Here is a 19,438-nt window from a genome sequence, read left to right as displayed (position 1 = left end):
TGCGCTTTTGCGTTATCTAACAGGAGCTGGCTATGTTTTCAGGTCTTAGTGCGTTCCCACTGACCCCCGTCAATGCTACAGGCATCGACGAACAATCCTTTCTAAAGATTCTGGCGCGATTAACTGCCGCTAAGGTCGACACGCTGGGCGTGCTGGGTTCAACCGGCAGCTATGCCTACTTCTCCCGAGAGCAACGCAAGCGCGTGGCGACACTCGCGGTCCAGCATGCAGACGGTATTCCGGTAATGGTCAGCATTGGCGCGATTAGCACTGATGAAGTGTTGCGGCTGGCTGATGATGCGCAGCAGGCAGGCGTAAGGGCTCTGCTATTGCCGGTAGTTTCGTACCAAAAGCTCACCGAAGAAGAAGTGTTTAATTTTTATGCCGAGGTGGTTCAGCACGTCTCGGTGCCCATTTGCGTTTATGACAACCCCGGCACGACGCACACGCAGTTTTCCGACGCGCTCTACGCACGGATAGCCGCGCTTTCCAACATAGCTTCGATAAAAATCCCCGGTGTTCCTGACCAAATGTCAGCGGCTACCCAGCGGGTGAGCGCACTGCGTGCGCAACTGCCTGAACGCATTAGTATCGGCGTCAGTGGCGATGCCTCAGCGGGTAACGGTCTTATGGCCGGATGTGAGGTTTGGTATTCCGTGTGTGGTGGCTTGTTCCCCAACACGGCATTAGCGCTTACCCGAGCCGCTCAGGCAGGGGATTTCACTGCAGTCGCCGAGCAGTCCCAACGGTTAGCCCCGCTTTGGGCGCTGTTCCGTCAGCATGGCGGAAGTATCCGAGTGATGGCGGCTGCAGCGGCTCTCCTGAGCCTGGCGGACGAGAATAATTTGCCACGCCCACTACGGGCATTATCCAGTGAAGATCAACGGGAAGTGAGACAAGTGATTGAATTTCTGAGTCTGTCTTAGGCTAATTAACTATTAGTGCGATCATAATGATCGCACTAATAGTTAAGATAGATATAGTTTACTTGGTTATTATCACTTCCATCGAAGGCACACAGCCTTCTCATCAAACAAACCAAGGAATATGACCATGAAAACTATCAAAGCAATGTCAATCGCCGCTGTTGCCGCTCTTTCACTGATGTCTGCTGCCAGCTTTGCTCAAACAGTATCTGCCACTTCACTGACTCTGGACGGTGCGGAAGCGAAAATCGCTGCTCAGGCACATCAGCAGAACGCACAATACAAAATCATTGAAGCCAGCGACGGCAATATCGTGCACATGACCGCTGAGTTGTACAAATAATTATCGGATGGTTGCACAGGGAAGTGCCGGAGCAGGCCGCCTTACGGGGCGGCCTTTTTCGTTGAGAGGCGTAATGCAGTGGAGACCGCATCATGAAACAGAATCATGTCCAGATTGATCAGCAAGCCAGTGCATTTGTTGAAGCGCTGCGCACGCAGCGTCATGCACATATGCCGGTGATGCGTTTCCATCAGTGGCCGCAGTTTATCTCGACCGTGCGCACCTTGCTTGCGAATAATAATTAGGCTGATCATCATTATCGCACTAATAGTTAATATAGAAACGATAACTAAGGTTATCATCATTTCATCGAAGGCACACAGCCTTCATCAATAACCCAAAGGAATATGACCATGAAAACCATTAAAACACTGACCATCGCCGCTGCTGCCGCTCTTTCACTGATGTCTGCCGCCAGCTTTGCACAGAGCATTTCCGTAGAGTCTTCAACTCTTGACGGTGCAGAAGCAAAAGTTGCCGCAGTGGCACAAGAGCAGGGCGCTCAGTATAAAATCACTGAAGCAAACACCAACAACCGTGTGCACATGACTGCAGAGCTGTACAAATAAGTTTAGTTTCCGCTTCAGCGTTAAGGCCGCCTTCGGGCGGCTTTGCTGTATCTGAAACCTAGAAAACTAACTGCACTTTTGCGGCCCTTTCTTTGTCAGCCGCCAACTCGAGTGCGGCAACCGCCTGGTCCATCGGCATTTCAGCGGACAGTAACGGCAGAGGATTAATTTTCCCCGTCTCCAGCCAACGTACGGCAGTGGAAAACTCATCGACGAACCTAAACGAGCCGCGTAATTGAACCTCTTTAACCAAGAGAGGACCGATGGGATAGGTGATTTCAGCCTGACCCATACCAAGTTGCACGATAATCCCGCCGGGTCGGGTATAGGCAACGACTGAGGCGACGGCAGCGGCAGCGCCGGAGGCCTCAAAACACACATCGAAGCGGCCACCTTGTTCACGCCATCCGGCAACGACTCCTTCATCTCGCGGGTCCCAGACCGAGGCCGCTCCCATTTCTAATGCCAACGTGTGGCAACGTTCGCTGAGATCGGTCGCCACCACTTCTGTCGCGCCTGAAGCTAAAGCCGCTGCAATCACCAGACATCCAATCGGTCCTGCGCCAGTCACCAAAACGCGTTTGCCCGTTAAATCCCCAGCCTGTTTGATGGCGTGAATACACACAGCTAGCGGTTCGGCGAAGGCAATCACCTTTGCCTCTACATTATCTTCATAAGGGATACACTGCTCTGGCGCGACCACCACATGCTGGGCGAATCCACCGTTAACATGAGGGTAAAACTGTGCGCTTCCCATGAATCGCATGGAGCGGCAGAGATTTTGTTTACCTGAGCGGCAGATATCGCACTGCTGGCAGGGTTGCGATGGGTTGATGGCCACTCGTTGCCCTGCATGCAGGCTGCTTGCCTGTGGTGCTTGCTCAACGATGCCAACAAATTCATGCCCTAACACCATCGGCGACTTCAATACCGACATACCTGCCCGACCATGCAAGAAATAATGGATATCGGAACCACAGATTCCCCCGCGCTCCACTTTCACCAGCACTTGATCGCTGTTCAAGGCAATATCTTGATTCTCACACCGTACATCATGGGCTCCCGCCACCATGACGGCTTTAACCGTTTTATGCTGCATGATTACTCCTAAGCATTTGAAGGTGTCTTATATTTCTCTTTGTCACGCGGGGTCGGTTGTTCTTCTGGAGGAACCATGACTTCGATTTTTCCCACCAGGAACAGATAGGCGAGGAAACCTGCCAGAGCGACAGCCGCGATGTACCACATCGCGTATTGAAAGTTTTGCGTGCGTTGCAAAATAATGCCGATGATGATGGGGCTGGCGATACCGGACAAGTTACCGAAGATATTGAGAAATCCACCAATGGTGCCAATCAGGTGACGAGGAATCACATCACTGCATACCACCCAACCGAGATTGGAGAAAGCATTGGCGAAAAAGGCGATAGACAGGATACCAATCGCTATCACGGGTTGGTCCTGGAAGAAATTCACCAGCGCAATAGAACAGGTCAGCAACATTCCTGTCATCACAGGAAGTTTACGCGCAAAGGTACGGCTGCGGCCGCGCTTCAGCAGCAGATCACTTAATGTACCGCCGCACAACACACCAGCCATGGCCATGAGGTAAGGGAACATGGCGCCAATCCCTGCTTTGTCGATCGACAGGTGCAATCCTTTCTCCAGATAGACAATAAACCAGGTCAGGAAAAAGTAGAGCGTGGACGACGCTGCGAACTGGGCAATAAACAGCCCCCAGGTGGTGCGTTGACGCAAGATGAAGCGCACTTCAGGCCAGTTTACCCGGGTATTTGCCCCTTTTACTTCAGAACCATAGCCGCCACCCTGGCGAATAATATCCAGTTCACCTTTGTTTACCTGCGTGCTGTGTTGCGGATCGCGATAGCGAATCAGCCAGTAAAAACCAAATACAATGCCGACCGCACCAGAAATGTAAAACGACATCTCCCAGCCCCATTTACTTACGATCAGGGAAAGTAGAGGGGTAAGGAGTGCGAGCCCAATGTATTGCGCACTGGAATAGGTTGCCGTTGCGCGAGCACGCTCGTGATCAGGGAACCATGTCGCAATGATTTTGGTATTCGAAGGAAAGGAGGGGGCTTCAGCGATCCCCACCAAAGCACGGCAAGCCAGCAACATCATAAATGAAGCAGTGGCGGTGGCGAAAAGATGGTGTGAAGCAAACCCCATTAATAAGGTGAACACGCTCCACAGCACAATCGCGCTACCATACAGCCAGCGGGATCCGATGCGATCCAGCAGATATCCCACGGGAATCTGGCTCATGGCGTAGAACCAGGTAAACATTGAAAACAGCAATCCGAGTTGAGTCGGTGAGAGCGCCAGGTCTCCCTGAATATGAGAACCCGCCACGGAGAGGTTGGCACGGTCCATATAGTTAATGGCCGTTACAACAAACAACATCGCCAGCACGGAGAAACGGGTACGGGTGGGTTTAGCTGTCATGGATTGACCTTTCTCAGTGCGCAGTGGTGGCGTGGGTTAACGTGTTCGATGCGTTACTAAACCGGGTCAGTGCGGTTAAAAGCACAGCAACCACTAGAGACGCGCCCATAAAGACATATGAAGCCGCCGGACTCCCGGTCAAACCATTTAAGTAACCCACAATCCAGGCGCCGACGAATGACCCTAATGCGCCAAAACAAACGACAAATGACATTGCACCGGCTACAACGTTGCGCGGGATCATTTCAGGTATGGCGGCAAAGAATGGACCATACGGCGTATACATTGCTCCTCCCGCAATGACCAGAAGTGACCAGGAAATCCAGAAATGAGATGCGCCGAGGGTGAAGGATGCAATAAAACAAACGGCCCCCAGCCCGAGGAAAGCCAAAACGATAGCTTTGCGCTGCTGAAATTTATCAGAGTACCAGGACGCGGTTAACATCAGTGGAACGGCCAGCAGATAGGGGGCTGCAGATAGCCAACCGGTTGCCACGATGCCTAATCCAGATGCCGTTTTGAGCATCGAGGGCAGCCACATAATGAAGCCGTACATGCCTATGTTCCAAAAGAAATGGATGAAAGCAAGGGCAAGCACTTTGGGTGAACGAAATGCTTCGCGATAGTTTTTAACGGGTTTTATGGCTTGTTGTTCTTCAGCCAGCGCATTCTCGATGGCACGTTTTTCCGTATCGCTTAACCATTTGGCGTCTTTTGGTCGATCGGCGTATATCACCCACCAGATGACCGCCCAAATGATGGCTGGCGCACCTTCGATAATGAACATCCCACGCCAACCAAAGGAATTGATTAAGTATCCTGAAAGGATCGACATCCACAAAACTGTGATGGGATTACCTAGAAACAAGAAGGTATTTGCTCTGGAACGCTCTTCCCGTGTGAACCAATGACTGAGAAATATCAGCATTGCGGGCATGACAACGCTTTCGGCGACACCCAGAAGAAAACGTACGGCCGCTAAAAGTGCAACGTTATGCACCATTCCTGTTGCAGCAGCCAGCGCCCCCCAAAGGATGAGACTCCAGAAAATCAATCGCTTGGCTGAGTGTTTCTCTGCATAGATACCGCCTGGCACTTGAAAACAGAAATAACCCAGGAAGAATAGAGCGCCCAGCAGCGACGATATTGCCGGTGTGATGTTGAGGTCTTCTGCGAGTCCAGCTGCAGCGCCGAAACCGTAGTTTGCTCGATCCAAATAAGCCAGGCTGTAGGTGATGAAGGCGATGGGAATGAGCCGCCCCCAACGTTTATTAGATAGTGTCCCTGAAATGGTCTGATTCATGTTCTGACCTCTTATCGTTTTAAGGGGAGGGTACAATGAGTCTGGAAATGCATTTTTAAATGACGTTGGTCTAAAGCGTGGCGAGCCAACCGCCGTCGACATAAATCATTTGTCCATTGACGTAGTTAGAGGCAGAGGAGGCCAGGTACACCGCTGTGCCAATCAACTCATCAGGTTTACCCCAGCGCCCTGAGGGTGTGCTATTGCAAACCCATTGATTAAATTCCAGGTTTTCTACCAGCGCACTGTTCATGTCGGTGAGGATATAACCTGGCCCAATGCCATTCGATTGGATGTTATGGACTGCCCATTCAGCTGCCATCGATTTCGTCAGTAATTTGATACCGCCTTTTGCTGCGGTATAAGGGGCAACGGTGGCGCGAGCGGCTTCACTCGTGAGTGAGCCGATGTTGATAATTTTGCCACCGCTGTTGCGCGCCACCATACGCCGCGCTGCGGCACGAGCCACCAGGAAGGCACTGGTGAGATTCACATCTATTACACGCTGCCAGTCACTTAACGCCAGCTCCAGCATAGGTTTACGGAATTGAATGCCCGCATTATTGATGACGATATCGACGTGGATATTTTCTTCATCAAGCTGTGCGAAAACGCGCTCTATCTCATCCTCGTTTGCGACGTTAAAGAGAAAGCCTCGCGCATTAAATTCCTGGGCTTTTAACTGTGCTAACGCGTGATGCATGTGCTGTTCGCGAGTGCCGTTGAGGATGACAGAAGCGCCAGCTTGCGCTAATCCCGTGGCATAGGAAAAACCGAGCCCACGCGTTGAACCGGTAATCAAGGCCGTTTTTCCCGTTAAATCGAAAAGGGAGTGCATGATAATTCCTCATGTAACATGACTAACAAGTTGGTGTAAAAGTTGTACGTGAGGTTGTAAGTAGCAGCAATAACCTGATCAATAAATTGCAGACTGTTTCACAAAAATGGGATCAGTTAGCAGGAGCTGGAAATAGTAAATAACACATCAACTGTATGAAATTGATGTGTTTTTATAATTCTAGTCAAAAGGGTTAAGCGTGATAAAAGAAAAAACGTCTTGTGCCAGGAGAGTGAAAAAGTTAAAAAGACCAACATGTAGGACAAGTGAGTGAGCAACGTGGCGCTGGCAAGTATTCAAAAACACAATATCGTGGACGTGATCTACGAACAGATGAAGCAGAACATTCAGGATGGCATCTGGGAGCCAGGCTGTAAGTTGCCTTCTGAAGCAGAACTCACGGCCACCTTCCAGGTCAGCCGAGTCAGCGTGCGCAGTGCTGTGCAAAAGTTACGTGATTTAGGTATCGTCATCACGCATCAGGGCAAGGGGACTTATGTTACCCTGGATGTCGCGCGCTATGGGGCCTTCAGCGACAATCAGCCGATTTTGCATCTGTCTCAGGAAGAGTTTGACGATATGCGCGTGTTTCGCCAAACCGTTGAGTTTCGTTGCATGAAGTTGGCTGTAGAGAATGCGACTGATGAAGACATTCAGGCGTTAGAGAGTGCGCTCAATCGAATGCTGGTTAATCGGGATGATTACAAGAAGTATTCCCTGGCAGACTACGACTTCCATCTGGCCATCGTGAAAGCTTCGCATAACAAAATTTTTATTCATGTTATGGAGTCACTCAAAGGCATCTATGTGCATTATCTCGAAGAGTTAAACCGTGTGCTGGGCATTACGCTTGAGAGCGTTGAAGCCCACATTAAGGTATTTATGGCGCTGAAAAATCGTGATGCAGATTTGGCAACAGAGACGCTGAACAGTGCGATGACCCATAACGTGCACGCTATCGAAGATGTACGCCATAACTGAACATAGCAAAAGCCCATTGCGGCTTTTTTTATACTTCAAACATGTAGGACATCATACAGGATTAATGAGGATTAGCATGAGCCAACTTAAGATTACCAACGTAAAAACCATTCTCACTGCACCGGGCGGTATTGACCTGGTGGTGGTCAAAATTGAAACCAGTGAACCTGGGTTATACGGTTTAGGCTGTGCGACGTTTACACAACGTATTCATGCCGTCGCCTCTGCTATCGACAACTACATGAAACCGTTCTTAATAGGTAAGGATCCCGCGCGTATTGAGGATATTTGGCAATCGGCTGCGGTGAGTGGCTATTGGCGAAATGGCCCGGTCATGAACAACGCACTGTCTGGCGTCGATATGGCCTTGTGGGATTTAAAAGGTAAAGTGGCTGGGTTGCCAGTGTTTGAACTGTTGGGTGGTAAGTGCCGTGATGGCATTGCTCTTTATCGCCACTGTGACGGCGCAGATGAAGTTGAAGTTGAAGATAATATTCGGGCCCGTATGGAAGAGGGTTATCAATATGTACGCTGCCAGGTGGGCATGTACGGCGGTGCTGGCACCGATGATTTACGTCTGATCGCCGGTAAGTTGGCTAAGGCACGTAATATTCAGCCGAAGGTGTCACCGCGTAGTCAGACGCCGGGCGTTTATTTCGACCCCGAAGCTTACGCGCGTGCGGTGCCCCGTTTGTTTGATCATCTGCGTAATAAAATTGGTTTTGGTGTGGAGTTTATTCATGACGTACACGAGCGAATCACACCGATTGCCTCGATTCAAATGGCGAAATCGCTGGAAGAGTTCCAGTTGTTTTTCCTCGAAGATCCTGTCGCCCCTGAGAACATCGATTGGCTTAAAACATTACGGACACAGAGCAGTACACCGATTGCGATGGGAGAGTTATTTACCCAGATTAACGAATGGAAACCCCTGATCCAAAACCAGCTTATCGATTATATTCGTTGCCATGTCAGTACCATCGGCGGTATTACGCCTGCCAAAAAGCTGGCGACTTTTGCTGAGCTCTACGGCGTAAGAACCGCCTGGCATGGACCAGGTGATATTTCACCCGTTGGTGTCGCTGCAAATCTGCATATTGATATGAGCATTACTAACCTCGGTATTCAGGAATATACGCCGGTCAATGAGGCTTTGCAGGAAGTCTTCCCGGGCTGCCCGGAGATTGATCGTGGTTATGCATACCTCAGTGCTCGCCCAGGTTTAGGTGTAGATATTGATGAAGCCCGTGCAGCTAAGTATCCAGTTAAAGGTGATCAACCCGAGTGGACTAATGCTCGCTTGCCGGATGGCTCTGCGGCAAGGCCTTAATTCAAGTCGCCTTCGGGCGGCTTTGTTATTTCTGATGCGCTAAGGCAAATACTCAGCCCAAAACTCTCATTCAAATAATTAGAACGATAAAAGCAAAATGATTAGATTTCAACCATCACAATACAGGTCTATTCTTTTTCACATCGAGGCAGAATGCCTCATAATCTGAAAATGAATTTGAGGAAATGACCATGAAATCTATCAAAACTTTCGTTGCAGTTTCAGCCCTTACTCTGGTTTCATTTGCCAGCTTTGCACAGAGCATTTCCGTTGAGTCCTCAACTCTTGACGGTGCAGAAGCAAAAGTTGCCGCAGTGGCACAAGAGCAGGGCGCACAGTATAAAATCACTGAAGCAAACACCAACAACCGTGTGCACATGACTGCAGAGCTGTATAAATAAGTTCAGTTTCCGCTTCAGCGTTAAGGCCGCCTTCGGGCGGCTTTGCTGTTTCTGAACTAAGTAACCGCCTCTCATACGTTCTACTTAGATGATCTCTAAGGTCATCCAGGCCCCCCTCATATACCTTAAATCTGTAATATTAAGATTTCCCTGACACAGATTTGGCAATGGTGACTATTTACCCTCATTGTATACCCATATAGTATACCTCTAAACGACATCGATTTAGGGGGCTAAATGAGAGGCAAAGTCAGTATCACCGTTGAGAAAGACAACTATAAATATTTGGTTGACTCCGGCGTTAACGTTTCTGCATTAGCGGATGCGGCTTACGCCAAAGAGGCTAAGCGCATTAAAGGGGAACGTTGGAAGGAAGAAAATCGTGAGGGCATGGAAGAACTTGCCGCTTTTAACCAAAAGTTTGGCTCGTTCGCTGATGAGAACAGGAAGTGGTAACTCATGCAATTTGATGTTTATGAATATAAGCGGACCAGTCATTACCAACTTTTTGTCGATGTTCAGAGTAACATCCTTGATACACCGGGATTTAGAATGGCCATCCCGCTTGTTGATGCCTCTTTACTCTCTGAAAAAGTGAGTAAAGAGCTCCTTCCAATCGTTCAACTCAATGGCACTGCTTATCGGCTGAAAACTGACGATGTCGTTAGCGTTTCAAAAAGCGTGTTTGGCGATAAAGTCGGAAGTCTTGCAATCTACGAAACTGAAATTAAAGACGCTATTAACATTCTGTTTTGGGGTGTGTAAACCACTCTCAAATCTAACCCGCCCTGGCGGGTTTTATCTTTTTAGCGCGCCACCAGCGTTTCAATTTCTGCCTTCGCCTGCATCAGCGCGGCCAGTAGTTGGGGAAACTGCTCATCGAAGCGCATAGCCGGCACGGCTAAGGCCAGGGCATAGCGTTCACCCGGCCCGGTGTGCAGAGCAACACTGACGCCACAAACGCCGCGCGCATGCTCCTCCCGATCAATCGCATAACCTTGCTGGCGAATTGACTCAATCGCTTTCAGCAAAGGCTGACGATCTTTCAACGTTTGCAGGGTGCGCACCTCATTCAACTGCGGCATTAACGTCGTCAAAAGCTCTTCAGGCTGTTCCGCCAATAGGGCTTTGCCATGTGCGGCGCAGTGGGAAGGAAAGGCTGTGCTGATGGGCGAAACCACGCGCAGCTCCTGATCCGAAGCATATTGGCTGACCAGTACCGTGTGGCTGCCACGCCAGACACACAAGTCCACCGTTTCGCGGGTGCGACGCCCCAGCGTCTCCATCGCCGGTTGCGCCAGCGCAATAATATCGGTGTGCGCTGAGGCGGCAAGTCTGGTCAGTGCTGGCCCCAATTTAATTCCCGCGCTGTCCTGGATCAGCAACTGCTGCGCAATCAGAGAGGTCACCAATCGATGAACCGTGGTTCGCGGTAACGCAGTCGATTTCGCCAGTTCGGACATTGATAATCCAGCGGGGCGATTTTCCAGTGCGCGCAAAAGGGTGGCGGCACGTGCAATCACCTGTGATCCGTTAGCTTCAGTATCTGCGACCATTATTCATCCGTTTCATCGATTTACCCACGCGCCACTTTATCACGTTACCCGCTAGCGATTGACATCACACGCGATTACCCTAACACTCATGTCCGATATGTGGATGATAAACCCATTATGCGGATAGGTGTATTCATGACTGTATTAAAACCTGCAGCGGCAATGACGTTATTGGCGGTAAGTTGCCTGACCATCATGGTGGGCTGCGTTATCGTACCGGGATTGAGTGAGATTGCTGCGCAATTAGGAGTCTCACATCTGGCTAATTGGTTGGTAACGCTGCCAGCATTGGGCGTAGTACTGGCAGGGCCTTTTGCCGGACGAGCGATAGACCGTTATGGCGCTTACCCCATGCTTCTTGTGGGTCTTTTCTGTTACGGCGGATTGGGCGTGGCGGGTGCCTGGTTACCCGGCGCACCCCTGCAGATCATTGATCGTGTCCTATTAGGCTGTTTTACCGCCGTAGTGATGTCGGCTGGAACCAGTTTAATTGCCAGTTTTTATCAGGCTGAAGCACGACTTAAAATGATGGCGCGTCAGGGCATGGCTATCGAACTTGGTGGAGTGGTGTTTTTATTTATTGGCGGGATTCTGGCTTCCTTGAGTTGGCGCTATCCCTATGCACTCTATCTTTTGTCCTGGTTGCTGCTCGCATTGGTGGTCATTTTGTTTCCACGTCCGCAACAGCAAATCGCCACTGAAACCAGGGATGAAGGCGCAACCAACAGCGATCGGGCATTGCGTCCGGTATTGCTGGCGGCCATCTGCTCCATGATGTGTTTCTATACCGCCATCATCATGCTGCCACAACGCTTTGCCGCGTTGGGCGTTAATGCCGCTCATATCGGGTATTTTCTGTCATTCGTTTCGCTGGTGGCCGTGTTGGCTGCAGCGTTGATGCCGCATGTGGCACTGCAATTTGGTCCTTATCCAACCCTGATCATGGCGTTCGTTTGTTATATGTTGGCGCACCTGGAGTTTGCTGCTGCACCGGACATGCTGCTGTGCCTGCCGGGCGGCATCCTGTTAGGCATAGGATTTGGCCTGTCAGTGCCTCTGGTCAACCATATGACGGTTGAAACCAGCCAACCGCATGAGCGTGGACGACAACTGGCGCGTTTATCGATGGCAATCTTTGCCGGGCAATTTCTCGCGGCCTGTATGGCTTATATTCCCGGCCAGGTGGCGATGACCTTTATTGCCGCAGCAATACTGGCCGTGATGAATATTGTTGCTTTGCGTAAGTTCGCCGTGGTGAGGAATTAATCTGTCCGAAAAGGGTCGATGCATGTCCTCATCCATCTATGGCTTACCGTTAAGATAGTGCGCAATCTCAATCATTTAGGATCCGCATGAAAACCATCATCAGTAAAAACTTTACTCCAGCCAAAGCCTGGGATGCCGTCGATATTGCCAATTTCGACGGTACCAGCGTCAGATTGCATTGGACTGATAAACCTTATCGCTGGCACATCAACGACGGCGAAGAGGTCTTTGTGGTGTTGGATGGTGCAGTAGAAATGCATTACCGCGAGCAGGGCGAAGTACAGAAAGTGATGTTGAATGTCGGTGATATTTTCTTTGCCAGTGTGGGAACCGAGCATGTTGCCCATCCGCAGGGCGCCGCGCGGGTACTGGTGGTTGAGAAAGAGGATTCGGTATGAAACCACACTAACCGTAATCGGTAACGATTTGATCCGTTAGGCGTAACAGGAGATGAGTGAGCAATCAGGCACAAGCTCGTACGAAAAGTAACCACGGCAGTGCAGCTGGCGTGGTTTGCGGTGGGAGGTGATTTATCCACAGGTTAGCGCGCAGTCTTTTCACCCGAAATGTGGATAACATCCTGATCATTATGACAGTCGATGTGACAGTAACGCTGTGCATGATTAGCTGGATCATCATGACCGCACTAATAGTTAATATGGTAATTGTAACCTAGGGTATTATTATTTCCATCGAAGGCACACAGCCTTCACAAACAACCCAAAGGAATAAGACCATGAAAACTATCAAAACACTGACCATCGCCGCTGCCGCCGCTCTTTCACTGATGTCCGCTGCCAGCTTTGCCCAGAGCATCTCCGTTGAGTCTTCAACTCTTGACGGTGCCGAAGCGAAAGTTGCCGCAGTCGCACAACAGCAGGGCGCTCAGTATAAAATCACTGAAGCGAACACCAACAACCGTGTGCACATGACGGCAGAACTGTACAAATAAGTTCAGTTTCCGCTTCCGCGTTAAGGCCGCCTTCGGGCGGCTTTGCTGTTTTTATGACCCGAGCAAGACGTCTTAGCTGATTGCGTTGACAAAACGCTGCGTTATTTGCTGAGGACGGGTTATCGCGCCACCGACCACCACAGCATGCGCGCCCAGTTTTAAACACTGCGCCGCCATCTCAGGTGTTTCCACATTGCCTTCTGCAATCACTGGCGCCTTCACTGCTGTTAATACTTCACGCAGAAAGTGAAAATCATTTGCCGCCAGATACTTTCCGCGCGTTTCCGCCGTGTAGCCATGCAGCGTAGTACCTACGCAGTCGAAGCCGAGTTCATCCGCCAGCAACGCCTCATCAACTGTCGCGATATCTGCCATCAGCAATAACTGCGGATAGCGTTGACGAATCGCCGCCACCAACTGCGGCAACTGCAGTTCGCCAGGCCTCTGATGTTGCGTGGCGTCCAGCGCGATCATCGCTGGATTCGCCGCCATCAATTCATCGACCTCTTTGAGCGTGGCAGTGATATATACATCACTGCCTGAATAATCTCGTTTGATAATGGCGATAATGGGCAAATCCACGGTTTGCATAATCTGCTCTACATCGATCAGACTGTTGGCGCGGATTGCCGACGCGCCACCTTGCTTCGCGGCTAATGCCATACGCGACATGATATAGGCGCTGTGCAGGGGTTCATTTTCCAGTGCCTGACAAGACACCACCAGTTTTCCTTTAATTTGCTCCAGCATGTTTACTTTCATAGCGCGAGTAACTCCTCAACTTCATTTTTGATAATGGTGACGTGCGGGCCATAGATCACCTGTACGCCGTTGCCACGCTGGATAACCGCGCGAGCGCCCGTGGCCTTCAATGCGGCTTCATTAAGTTTAGAACTGTCGTTTAGTGTGATACGCAAACGTGTGGCGCAGCAGTCAAGTTCGGCAATATTGTCTTTACCGCCCAGCGCTTCAATCACCTGCAAAGGGCGTTCGCCAGCGGCAATCGGCAGCGTATCGATGCTGATATCTTCACGGCCTGGCGTTTTAAAATTGAAACGAGCAATCAGCAGGCGGAAGGTGAAGTAATAGAGCAGGAACCACGGCACACCGACCAACGGCACATACATCCAATGCGTCTTCGCTTCGCCCTGCAAAACACCAAACAGAATGAAATCGATTAATCCGCCGGAGAAGGTTTGCCCAATGGTGATGTGTAAAATGTGGGCGATCATAAAGGCCAGGCCATCGAAAAGCGCGTGGATTACATACAACACCGGCGCCACAAACAGGAACGAGAACTCAATCGGTTCGGTGATCCCAGTCAGAAATGAGGTAAGGGCGGCGGACAACAACAAACCGGCCACACGTTTGCGGTTCTCGGGCTTGGCGGTGTGATACATCGCCAGACAGGCACCAAGCAGTCCGAACATCATGGTGATAAAACGGCCCGACATAAAACGCGCAGTCCCCAAGTAAAACTGCTGGGTGTTCGGATCGGCTAACTGAGCAAAGAAAATGCGCTGCGTACCTTCAACAAGATGGCCATTCACCATTTCGCTACCGCCCAATGCGGTGGTCCAGAACGGCAGATAGAAGATGTGATGCAAGCCGAATGGCCCGAGCATGCGGAGCACAAAGCCATAGATAAATGTGCCAAAATACCCCGTGGCATCGACCAATCCGCCCATGCCAAAAATCAGCTTTTGGAAGTGCGGCCATACGAGGGTCATTGCTGCACCAACGATAATCGCCACAAACGAGCTAATAATCGGGACGAAACGTGAGCCACCGAAGAAGCCAAGGAATTGCGGCAGGGCGATTTTGTTATAACGATTGTGCAGCAGCGCCGTGACCAGCCCAATCACCACGCCACCGAATACGCCCGTTTCCAGCGTTTGAATGCCGAGCGCCATGCCTTGACCCACGGCACTGAGATTACTGCTGGCCAGCACGCCGGTTAGCATCAAGAGGGCATTGATGGTGGCATTCATCACCAGATAGGCGAGCAGAGATGCCAGTCCTGCTGTGCCCTTGTCGCTTTTCGCGAGACCTACCGCCACGCCCACCGCAAACAGCACAGCGAGGTTGGCGAAGACCACCGAACCTGCGCTGGCCATGATGGTGAACACCCCTTGTAGCCAGGCGATATCCAGAAACGGATAGGCTTTAACAGTGTTGGGATTGGATAACGCGCCGCCAATGCCCAACAGCAAGCCGGCGGCAGGCAATACCGCGATCGGCAACATAAAGGATTTTCCAAAACGTTGCGCTTTTTCAAACCAGCCTCCTGAAGAGGCTCCACTGAACATTGACATAAATTTTTATCCCCGAAGTGTTGTTGTGGTAAAAATTATTATCACAATCTACTTAATCGGATGAAAATTACTACCATTAGTGTGATAGCTTTCACTTATAATGAATTCTGCTGGCACAAAGCAGGGCCTTTACGCACACTAAGCGCCATCAATATTGGCTAATGGAGAGGTGTCATGACGGACAATGGAAATATTTTGCTGCATCTGAAGCAGGGCCTGCCGGGTTACAGTCCGGCGCTGCAAAAGCTGGGCGACTTCATCCTGACCGAACCGCAGAGAGTGCTGTATCTCACCATTACCGAATTGGCGAAAGAGACGGACACCAGCGAAGCCAGCGTGACGCGCTTATGTCGTAATCTGAGCTGCAAAGGTTATACCGAATTTAAGATGGCACTGGCGCTGGATGTGCAACAGAGTCAGCCCGCGCTAGCAGCAACGGGCGATCCGGTTGATGCGCTGGTGGAAGAGTCGGTGCAGGCACTGCGCGATACCGGAAAATTTATTGATCGCGAGGTTTTACAGCAGGCAGGTGCGGCGGTGCATCAGGCGCGTTCTATCCAAATCTATGGTGTGGCTGCCAGCGCGATAACCGGTGAATATTTGCATTATCGTCTACTACGGCTGGGCAAATCCGCGCAGCTGTTTGGTGATATGCATCGTGCGGCCATGAATGCTTCGACCCTGGGTGAAGGTGATTTGGTCATCGCGATCTCTGCTTCCGGTTCCACCAAAGATCTGATGCATGTGATCAATGTAGCGAAGAAGCGAAAAGCGCAGGTGCTGATGCTAAGTAATACGCTGCGCAGCCCGATGGGCAATCTGGCGGATATGCTGCTGGTGGCGGCGCGACCGGAAGGTCCGCTTAATGCCGGAACGTTGAGTGGGAAGGTAGGGGCGATGTTGCTGGTTGAGGCGTTAATGGGGGAGCTGATGGCACATGATGCGCATTACGCCACTGCTAGTCAGCAAACGGCCAGTGCCACATTACCGATGCTGATCTAACCGTAATGTAAGTCGCTCTCAATCCCAACATGACGGAAAAATCGGTGCGCAGCGATGCGCACCCTTAGAAGACAAATTCACTCACTCGCTAATGCGGCGACCGGATCCATACGTGCAGCTTTGCGCGCGGGCAGATAGCCAAAAATCATGCCGATGATGGTAGAGCAGGCGAAGGCCGCGCCCGCGGATTCCCATGAGTAGATGGCAGTCAGTACGCCGCCTGCCATCAGGCTAATCAGCGGACCGATTACCAATGAAAGCGCCACGCCAAGCGAGCCGCCCACCAGACAAACCAGCACGGCTTCAATCATAAACTGCTGCATGATATCGCCGCGTCGCGCCCCCACGGCCATGCGCACGCCAATCTCATGCGTTCGCTCAGTCACCGACACCAGCATGATATTCATCACGCCGATACTGCCAATCATCAAGGCAATCGACGCCACCATCAAAATCAGCAAGGTCAAGGTGGCTGCCGCGCCTTCGATGGCTTTACGGTACTTATCGCGGTTAAACATCAGGAAGTCTTTGGTGCCATGACGCGCAGTCAGTAATTGCGTCAGCGATTCCACCGCCGGGCCGCTGATCACATCATCTTTTAGCTTAATGCTAATGCTGGTTAGCGCCGTTTGCCCACTGATGCGGTACATCATGGTGCTCCACGGCAGCCACACGCTGAGACGATTGGGCGAAATACCGTTATCTTCATGCGCCACACCAATCACGCGCACCGGCACAGAACCTAAAACGACCATCTTGCCGATAGGGTTTTCATTGGCAGCGAACAGTTTATTGCGCGTATTGGTATCGATAATGATCTCTTGCCGGGCGTGGCGTTCATCACTGAAGTTACTGCCTTCGGTCAGTTTGATGCCCTGAATCTCAAAGTAATCTTTGCCGACGCCCGATACGGATGCTTTCGACGAGTTGGAGAGATAACGGATCGGCTGCGTCGATAGCAGCTCAGGGCTGACTTTGTCGACAAACTGCTGGCGAGCAATCACATCGGCATCAGCCATCACCAGCGTCAACACCGGATGCGCATCATCTTCGGCGAAATCGCCGCCGGCATACACCGACACCACATTGGTGCCGAGTCCGGAGATGCTCTCCAGCGTTTTTTCTCGTGCGCCTTGTCCGAGCGCCACCACGGTGACCACGGCAGCGATACCAAAAATGATGCCGGTCATGGTCAATGCGGTACGCAAGCGGTGGGTGTTCATGGCATTCAGCGCCATGCGCATAGATTCGCGCAGGCGATCAACAAATCCTCGCAGCTTGCTCTGGCTTTTGCGGGCCATCGGCTGATAGCGCGCTCGCGTCGCATCGGTTTTTGGCCCGCTGTCGGCAAAAATTTCGCCGTCCTGGATTTCGATGATGCGGTCAGCGTGCTGTGCCACTTTCATATCGTGCGTGACGATAATCACCGTGTGGCCATCACGATTCAGATCATGAAGGATGCGTAATACTTCCTCGCCCGAATGGGAATCCAGCGCGCCGGTGGGTTCATCGGCAAGAATAATTTCAGCGCCGTTGATGAGTGCGCGCGCAATGCTCACACGCTGCTGCTGGCCACCAGAGAGTTCGCCCGGTTTATGGTGTTCACGGCCTTTTAGTCCCAGTCGCTCCAGCAACTGAGCAGCACGCTCCCGACGCGACTGCCCTTGTAAATTGGCATAAATCGCCGGAATTTCGACGTTGCTTAATGCGGTAAGGTCCGGCATCAGGTGGTAGCGCTGAAAAATAAAACCAATATGTTCGCGACGGACTTTCGCCAGCGCATCCGGTGACAGTGAAGCGGTATTCTGCCCGGCAATAAAATAGTGACCGCTGTCGGCGGCATCCAGGCAGCCGAGAATATTCAGCAATGTGGATTTGCCCGAGCCGGAAGGGCCAATGATCGCGACCATTTCGCCACTGGCGATCTGCAAGTTAATGTCTTTCAGCACATGCAGAGATTCTGAACCGTTAACATAGTTGCGCTGAATGTTTTTCAGTTCGATCAGGCTCACATCACCACCTTGTCCGCGCCAATAGCCTGGGTCGCGAGAATCACTTTTTCACCGGCTTTTAATCCGCTGAGAACCTGAATATCGACGCTGTCTGAAATACCGGTGGTGATGACCCGTTTCTCGGGCTGATTCTGCTGATCGGCGACTTCCACGTAGGTTTTACCATCGGGATCTTTTTTAGTCGCTTGCACCGGAATCAGCAGGGCATTTTTTGCCGTGTCACGCAGTAAATTCACCTGCGCGGTCATGGAGATGCGCAGAGTGTTATCAGGGTTAGGCACATCCAGCAGGGCGTTGTAATAAATCGCGGCGTTGGTGCTACTGGAAGGCGTGCTCTCGTTGTTGCCCATTAAGGCGTCATCTTTCATCACCGATTCCGGGGCCAGTTCGATACTGCGCAGCGTGGCATAGTAGCGTTTGTCGGGATTGGCAAAGGTGGTAAACCAAGCCTGCTGGCCGGGTTGGATCTTAGTGATGTCCGCTTCGGAAACCTGCACTTTAATGGTCATGGTGCCCAGTTGCGCCAGTTTGGCGATGGTCGGTGCACTTTGCGCGGCGTTGACCGTCTGGCCCTGTTTGGTGACGATGGCTATCACCGTGCCGTCCATCGGTGCCATGATGCGGGTATAACTGAGATCGAGCTGTTTCTTGTCCACCTCAATCTGTGCCTGAATCACGCGGGCTTTCTGTGCCGTTAGTTCTGCCCGCGCGGTGCTCGAGGCTTCGGCCGCTTCGTCATAATCCTGACGTGACACAAGATTGGCTTTAATCATTTGCTGCAGGCGTTTGAACTGCGCATCCTGCCTGACCAACGTCGCTTCACGTGTTTCCAGATCGGCTTGCGCGACGCTCAGTGCAGCCTGCGCGTTGCGTAAATCACTGCGCTGTGGCTGATCGTCAATTTCAGCGATCAGCTCGCCCTTACTGACGTTATCACCGGCTTTGATATACAGCTTTTTCACCTGACCTGAAACCTGCGCACCGACGTTGACGCGCTCGATAGCGTCCATCTTGCCGGTCGCAGCGATGACGTTTTCGATGTCGCCTTGACGCACCACGGCAGTGACCAGTGGATTCGGTTTTGGTCTTGAACTGCTGTAGGCCCAGACCAAAATAATGATCGCCAAAATAGCGATCGCGACCAAAAGCCGCTTTTTAGAGGTATTCAACATAAG

General features: G+C 51.3%; 22 protein-coding genes. 13 read left to right on the top strand and 9 right to left on the bottom strand.

Annotated elements, in window-relative coordinates:
- The first annotated feature begins 32 nt into the window (after nt 1–32).
- The 4 genes from FD737_RS18830 (at nt 33) to FD737_RS18820 (ending at nt 1,838) form a co-directional block, all read left to right on the top strand.
- The gene (locus tag FD737_RS18830) at nt 33–926 is read left to right on the top strand and encodes a dihydrodipicolinate synthase family protein (protein ID WP_160834272.1); all 894 of its coding nucleotides are present in this window, start codon (nt 33–35) and stop codon (nt 924–926) included.
- A gap of 127 nt (nt 927–1,053) precedes the next feature.
- The gene (locus tag FD737_RS18825; RefSeq protein WP_097119047.1) at nt 1,054–1,269 is read left to right on the top strand and encodes a YdgH/BhsA/McbA-like domain containing protein; all 216 of its coding nucleotides are present in this window, start codon (nt 1,054–1,056) and stop codon (nt 1,267–1,269) included.
- A gap of 92 nt (nt 1,270–1,361) precedes the next feature.
- Nucleotides 1,362–1,514, top strand: a complete 153-nt coding sequence (locus tag FD737_RS23770) for a hypothetical protein (protein WP_202404602.1) — start codon at nt 1,362–1,364, stop codon at nt 1,512–1,514.
- Between the two features lie 108 nt (nt 1,515–1,622).
- Nucleotides 1,623–1,838 carry a YdgH/BhsA/McbA-like domain containing protein gene (locus tag FD737_RS18820; protein ID WP_034829897.1) on the top strand — a complete coding sequence of 72 codons (216 nt, stop codon included), beginning with the start codon at nt 1,623–1,625 and terminating at the stop codon, nt 1,836–1,838.
- Between the two features lie 58 nt (nt 1,839–1,896).
- Here the strand turns inward: FD737_RS18820 and idnD are convergent, their stop codons facing one another.
- The 4 genes from idnD to FD737_RS18800 all read right to left on the bottom strand — a co-directional run bounded on the left by idnD (nt 1,897) and on the right by FD737_RS18800 (nt 6,448).
- A complete protein-coding gene (idnD, locus tag FD737_RS18815; RefSeq protein ID WP_160834271.1) occupies nt 1,897–2,937 on the bottom strand; it encodes an L-idonate 5-dehydrogenase in 1,041 nt (346 codons plus the stop codon).
- An 8-nt stretch (nt 2,938–2,945) separates the two neighbouring features.
- Entirely contained in the window at nt 2,946–4,307 is a 1,362-nt protein-coding gene (locus FD737_RS18810) for an MFS transporter (RefSeq protein WP_097119049.1), read from the bottom strand.
- 13 nt (nt 4,308–4,320) lie between these two features.
- Nucleotides 4,321–5,610, bottom strand: coding sequence for an MFS transporter (locus tag FD737_RS18805; RefSeq protein ID WP_160834270.1), 1,290 nt, complete (start codon nt 5,608–5,610; stop codon nt 4,321–4,323).
- 70 nt (nt 5,611–5,680) lie between these two features.
- A complete protein-coding gene (locus FD737_RS18800) occupies nt 5,681–6,448 on the bottom strand; it encodes an SDR family oxidoreductase (protein WP_160834269.1) in 768 nt (255 codons plus the stop codon).
- Between the two features lie 279 nt (nt 6,449–6,727).
- Here FD737_RS18800 and FD737_RS18795 point away from each other — a divergent pair, with 279 nt between their 5' ends.
- The 5 genes from FD737_RS18795 (at nt 6,728) to FD737_RS18775 (ending at nt 9,925) form a co-directional block, all read left to right on the top strand.
- The gene (locus tag FD737_RS18795; RefSeq protein ID WP_160834288.1) at nt 6,728–7,429 is read left to right on the top strand and encodes a FadR/GntR family transcriptional regulator; all 702 of its coding nucleotides are present in this window, start codon (nt 6,728–6,730) and stop codon (nt 7,427–7,429) included.
- A 76-nt stretch (nt 7,430–7,505) separates the two neighbouring features.
- Nucleotides 7,506–8,759, top strand: a complete 1,254-nt coding sequence (locus tag FD737_RS18790; RefSeq protein ID WP_097119052.1) for an enolase C-terminal domain-like protein — start codon at nt 7,506–7,508, stop codon at nt 8,757–8,759.
- 191 nt (nt 8,760–8,950) lie between these two features.
- The gene (locus tag FD737_RS18785) at nt 8,951–9,160 is read left to right on the top strand and encodes a YdgH/BhsA/McbA-like domain containing protein (protein WP_097119053.1); all 210 of its coding nucleotides are present in this window, start codon (nt 8,951–8,953) and stop codon (nt 9,158–9,160) included.
- A gap of 237 nt (nt 9,161–9,397) precedes the next feature.
- Entirely contained in the window at nt 9,398–9,616 is a 219-nt protein-coding gene (locus FD737_RS18780; RefSeq protein WP_034829890.1) for a type II toxin-antitoxin system CcdA family antitoxin, read from the top strand.
- A 3-nt stretch (nt 9,617–9,619) separates the two neighbouring features.
- Nucleotides 9,620–9,925: a CcdB family protein gene (locus tag FD737_RS18775; RefSeq protein ID WP_034829889.1), complete on the top strand. Its 306-nt coding sequence runs from the start codon at nt 9,620–9,622 to the stop codon at nt 9,923–9,925.
- Between the two features lie 41 nt (nt 9,926–9,966).
- Here the strand turns inward: FD737_RS18775 and FD737_RS18770 are convergent, their stop codons facing one another.
- Entirely contained in the window at nt 9,967–10,716 is a 750-nt protein-coding gene (locus FD737_RS18770) for an IclR family transcriptional regulator (protein WP_034829888.1), read from the bottom strand.
- Between the two features lie 135 nt (nt 10,717–10,851).
- Here FD737_RS18770 and FD737_RS18765 point away from each other — a divergent pair, with 135 nt between their 5' ends.
- The 3 genes from FD737_RS18765 (at nt 10,852) to FD737_RS18755 (ending at nt 12,934) form a co-directional block, all read left to right on the top strand.
- The gene (locus FD737_RS18765) at nt 10,852–11,982 is read left to right on the top strand and encodes an MFS transporter (protein ID WP_160834268.1); all 1,131 of its coding nucleotides are present in this window, start codon (nt 10,852–10,854) and stop codon (nt 11,980–11,982) included.
- Between the two features lie 86 nt (nt 11,983–12,068).
- On the top strand, nt 12,069–12,380 hold the full coding sequence (locus FD737_RS18760) for a cupin (protein WP_097119056.1): 312 nt from the start codon (nt 12,069–12,071) through the stop codon (nt 12,378–12,380).
- A gap of 338 nt (nt 12,381–12,718) precedes the next feature.
- Complete coding sequence (locus FD737_RS18755; protein WP_034829885.1) at nt 12,719–12,934, top strand: YdgH/BhsA/McbA-like domain containing protein; 216 nt, start codon at nt 12,719–12,721, stop codon at nt 12,932–12,934.
- Between the two features lie 72 nt (nt 12,935–13,006).
- Here FD737_RS18755 and FD737_RS18750 read toward each other — a convergent pair whose 3' ends face one another.
- On the bottom strand, nt 13,007–13,696 hold the full coding sequence (locus FD737_RS18750) for an N-acetylmannosamine-6-phosphate 2-epimerase (protein WP_160834267.1): 690 nt from the start codon (nt 13,694–13,696) through the stop codon (nt 13,007–13,009).
- A complete protein-coding gene (locus FD737_RS18745; protein WP_160834266.1) occupies nt 13,693–15,249 on the bottom strand; it encodes a maltose/glucose-specific PTS transporter subunit IIC in 1,557 nt (518 codons plus the stop codon). The genes FD737_RS18750 and FD737_RS18745 overlap by 4 nt, the downstream gene beginning before the upstream one ends.
- Nucleotides 15,250–15,423: 174 nt before the next feature.
- Between FD737_RS18745 and FD737_RS18740 the strand changes: the two genes are divergently transcribed.
- Entirely contained in the window at nt 15,424–16,251 is an 828-nt protein-coding gene (locus tag FD737_RS18740) for a MurR/RpiR family transcriptional regulator (protein ID WP_160834265.1), read from the top strand.
- A gap of 77 nt (nt 16,252–16,328) precedes the next feature.
- Here the strand turns inward: FD737_RS18740 and FD737_RS18735 are convergent, their stop codons facing one another.
- Nucleotides 16,329–18,263, bottom strand: coding sequence for a MacB family efflux pump subunit (locus FD737_RS18735; RefSeq protein ID WP_160834264.1), 1,935 nt, complete (start codon nt 18,261–18,263; stop codon nt 16,329–16,331).
- A complete protein-coding gene (locus FD737_RS18730; RefSeq protein ID WP_160834263.1) occupies nt 18,260–19,435 on the bottom strand; it encodes an efflux RND transporter periplasmic adaptor subunit in 1,176 nt (391 codons plus the stop codon). The genes FD737_RS18735 and FD737_RS18730 overlap by 4 nt, the downstream gene beginning before the upstream one ends.
- Nucleotides 19,436–19,438: the final 3 nt, after the last annotated feature.

It is taken from the genome of Pantoea sp. Seng (assembly GCF_009829935.1).
Classification (GTDB): Bacteria; Pseudomonadota; Gammaproteobacteria; order Enterobacterales; family Enterobacteriaceae; genus Pantoea; species Pantoea communis.
This window is presented reverse-complemented; position numbering and strand designations above follow the sequence as displayed.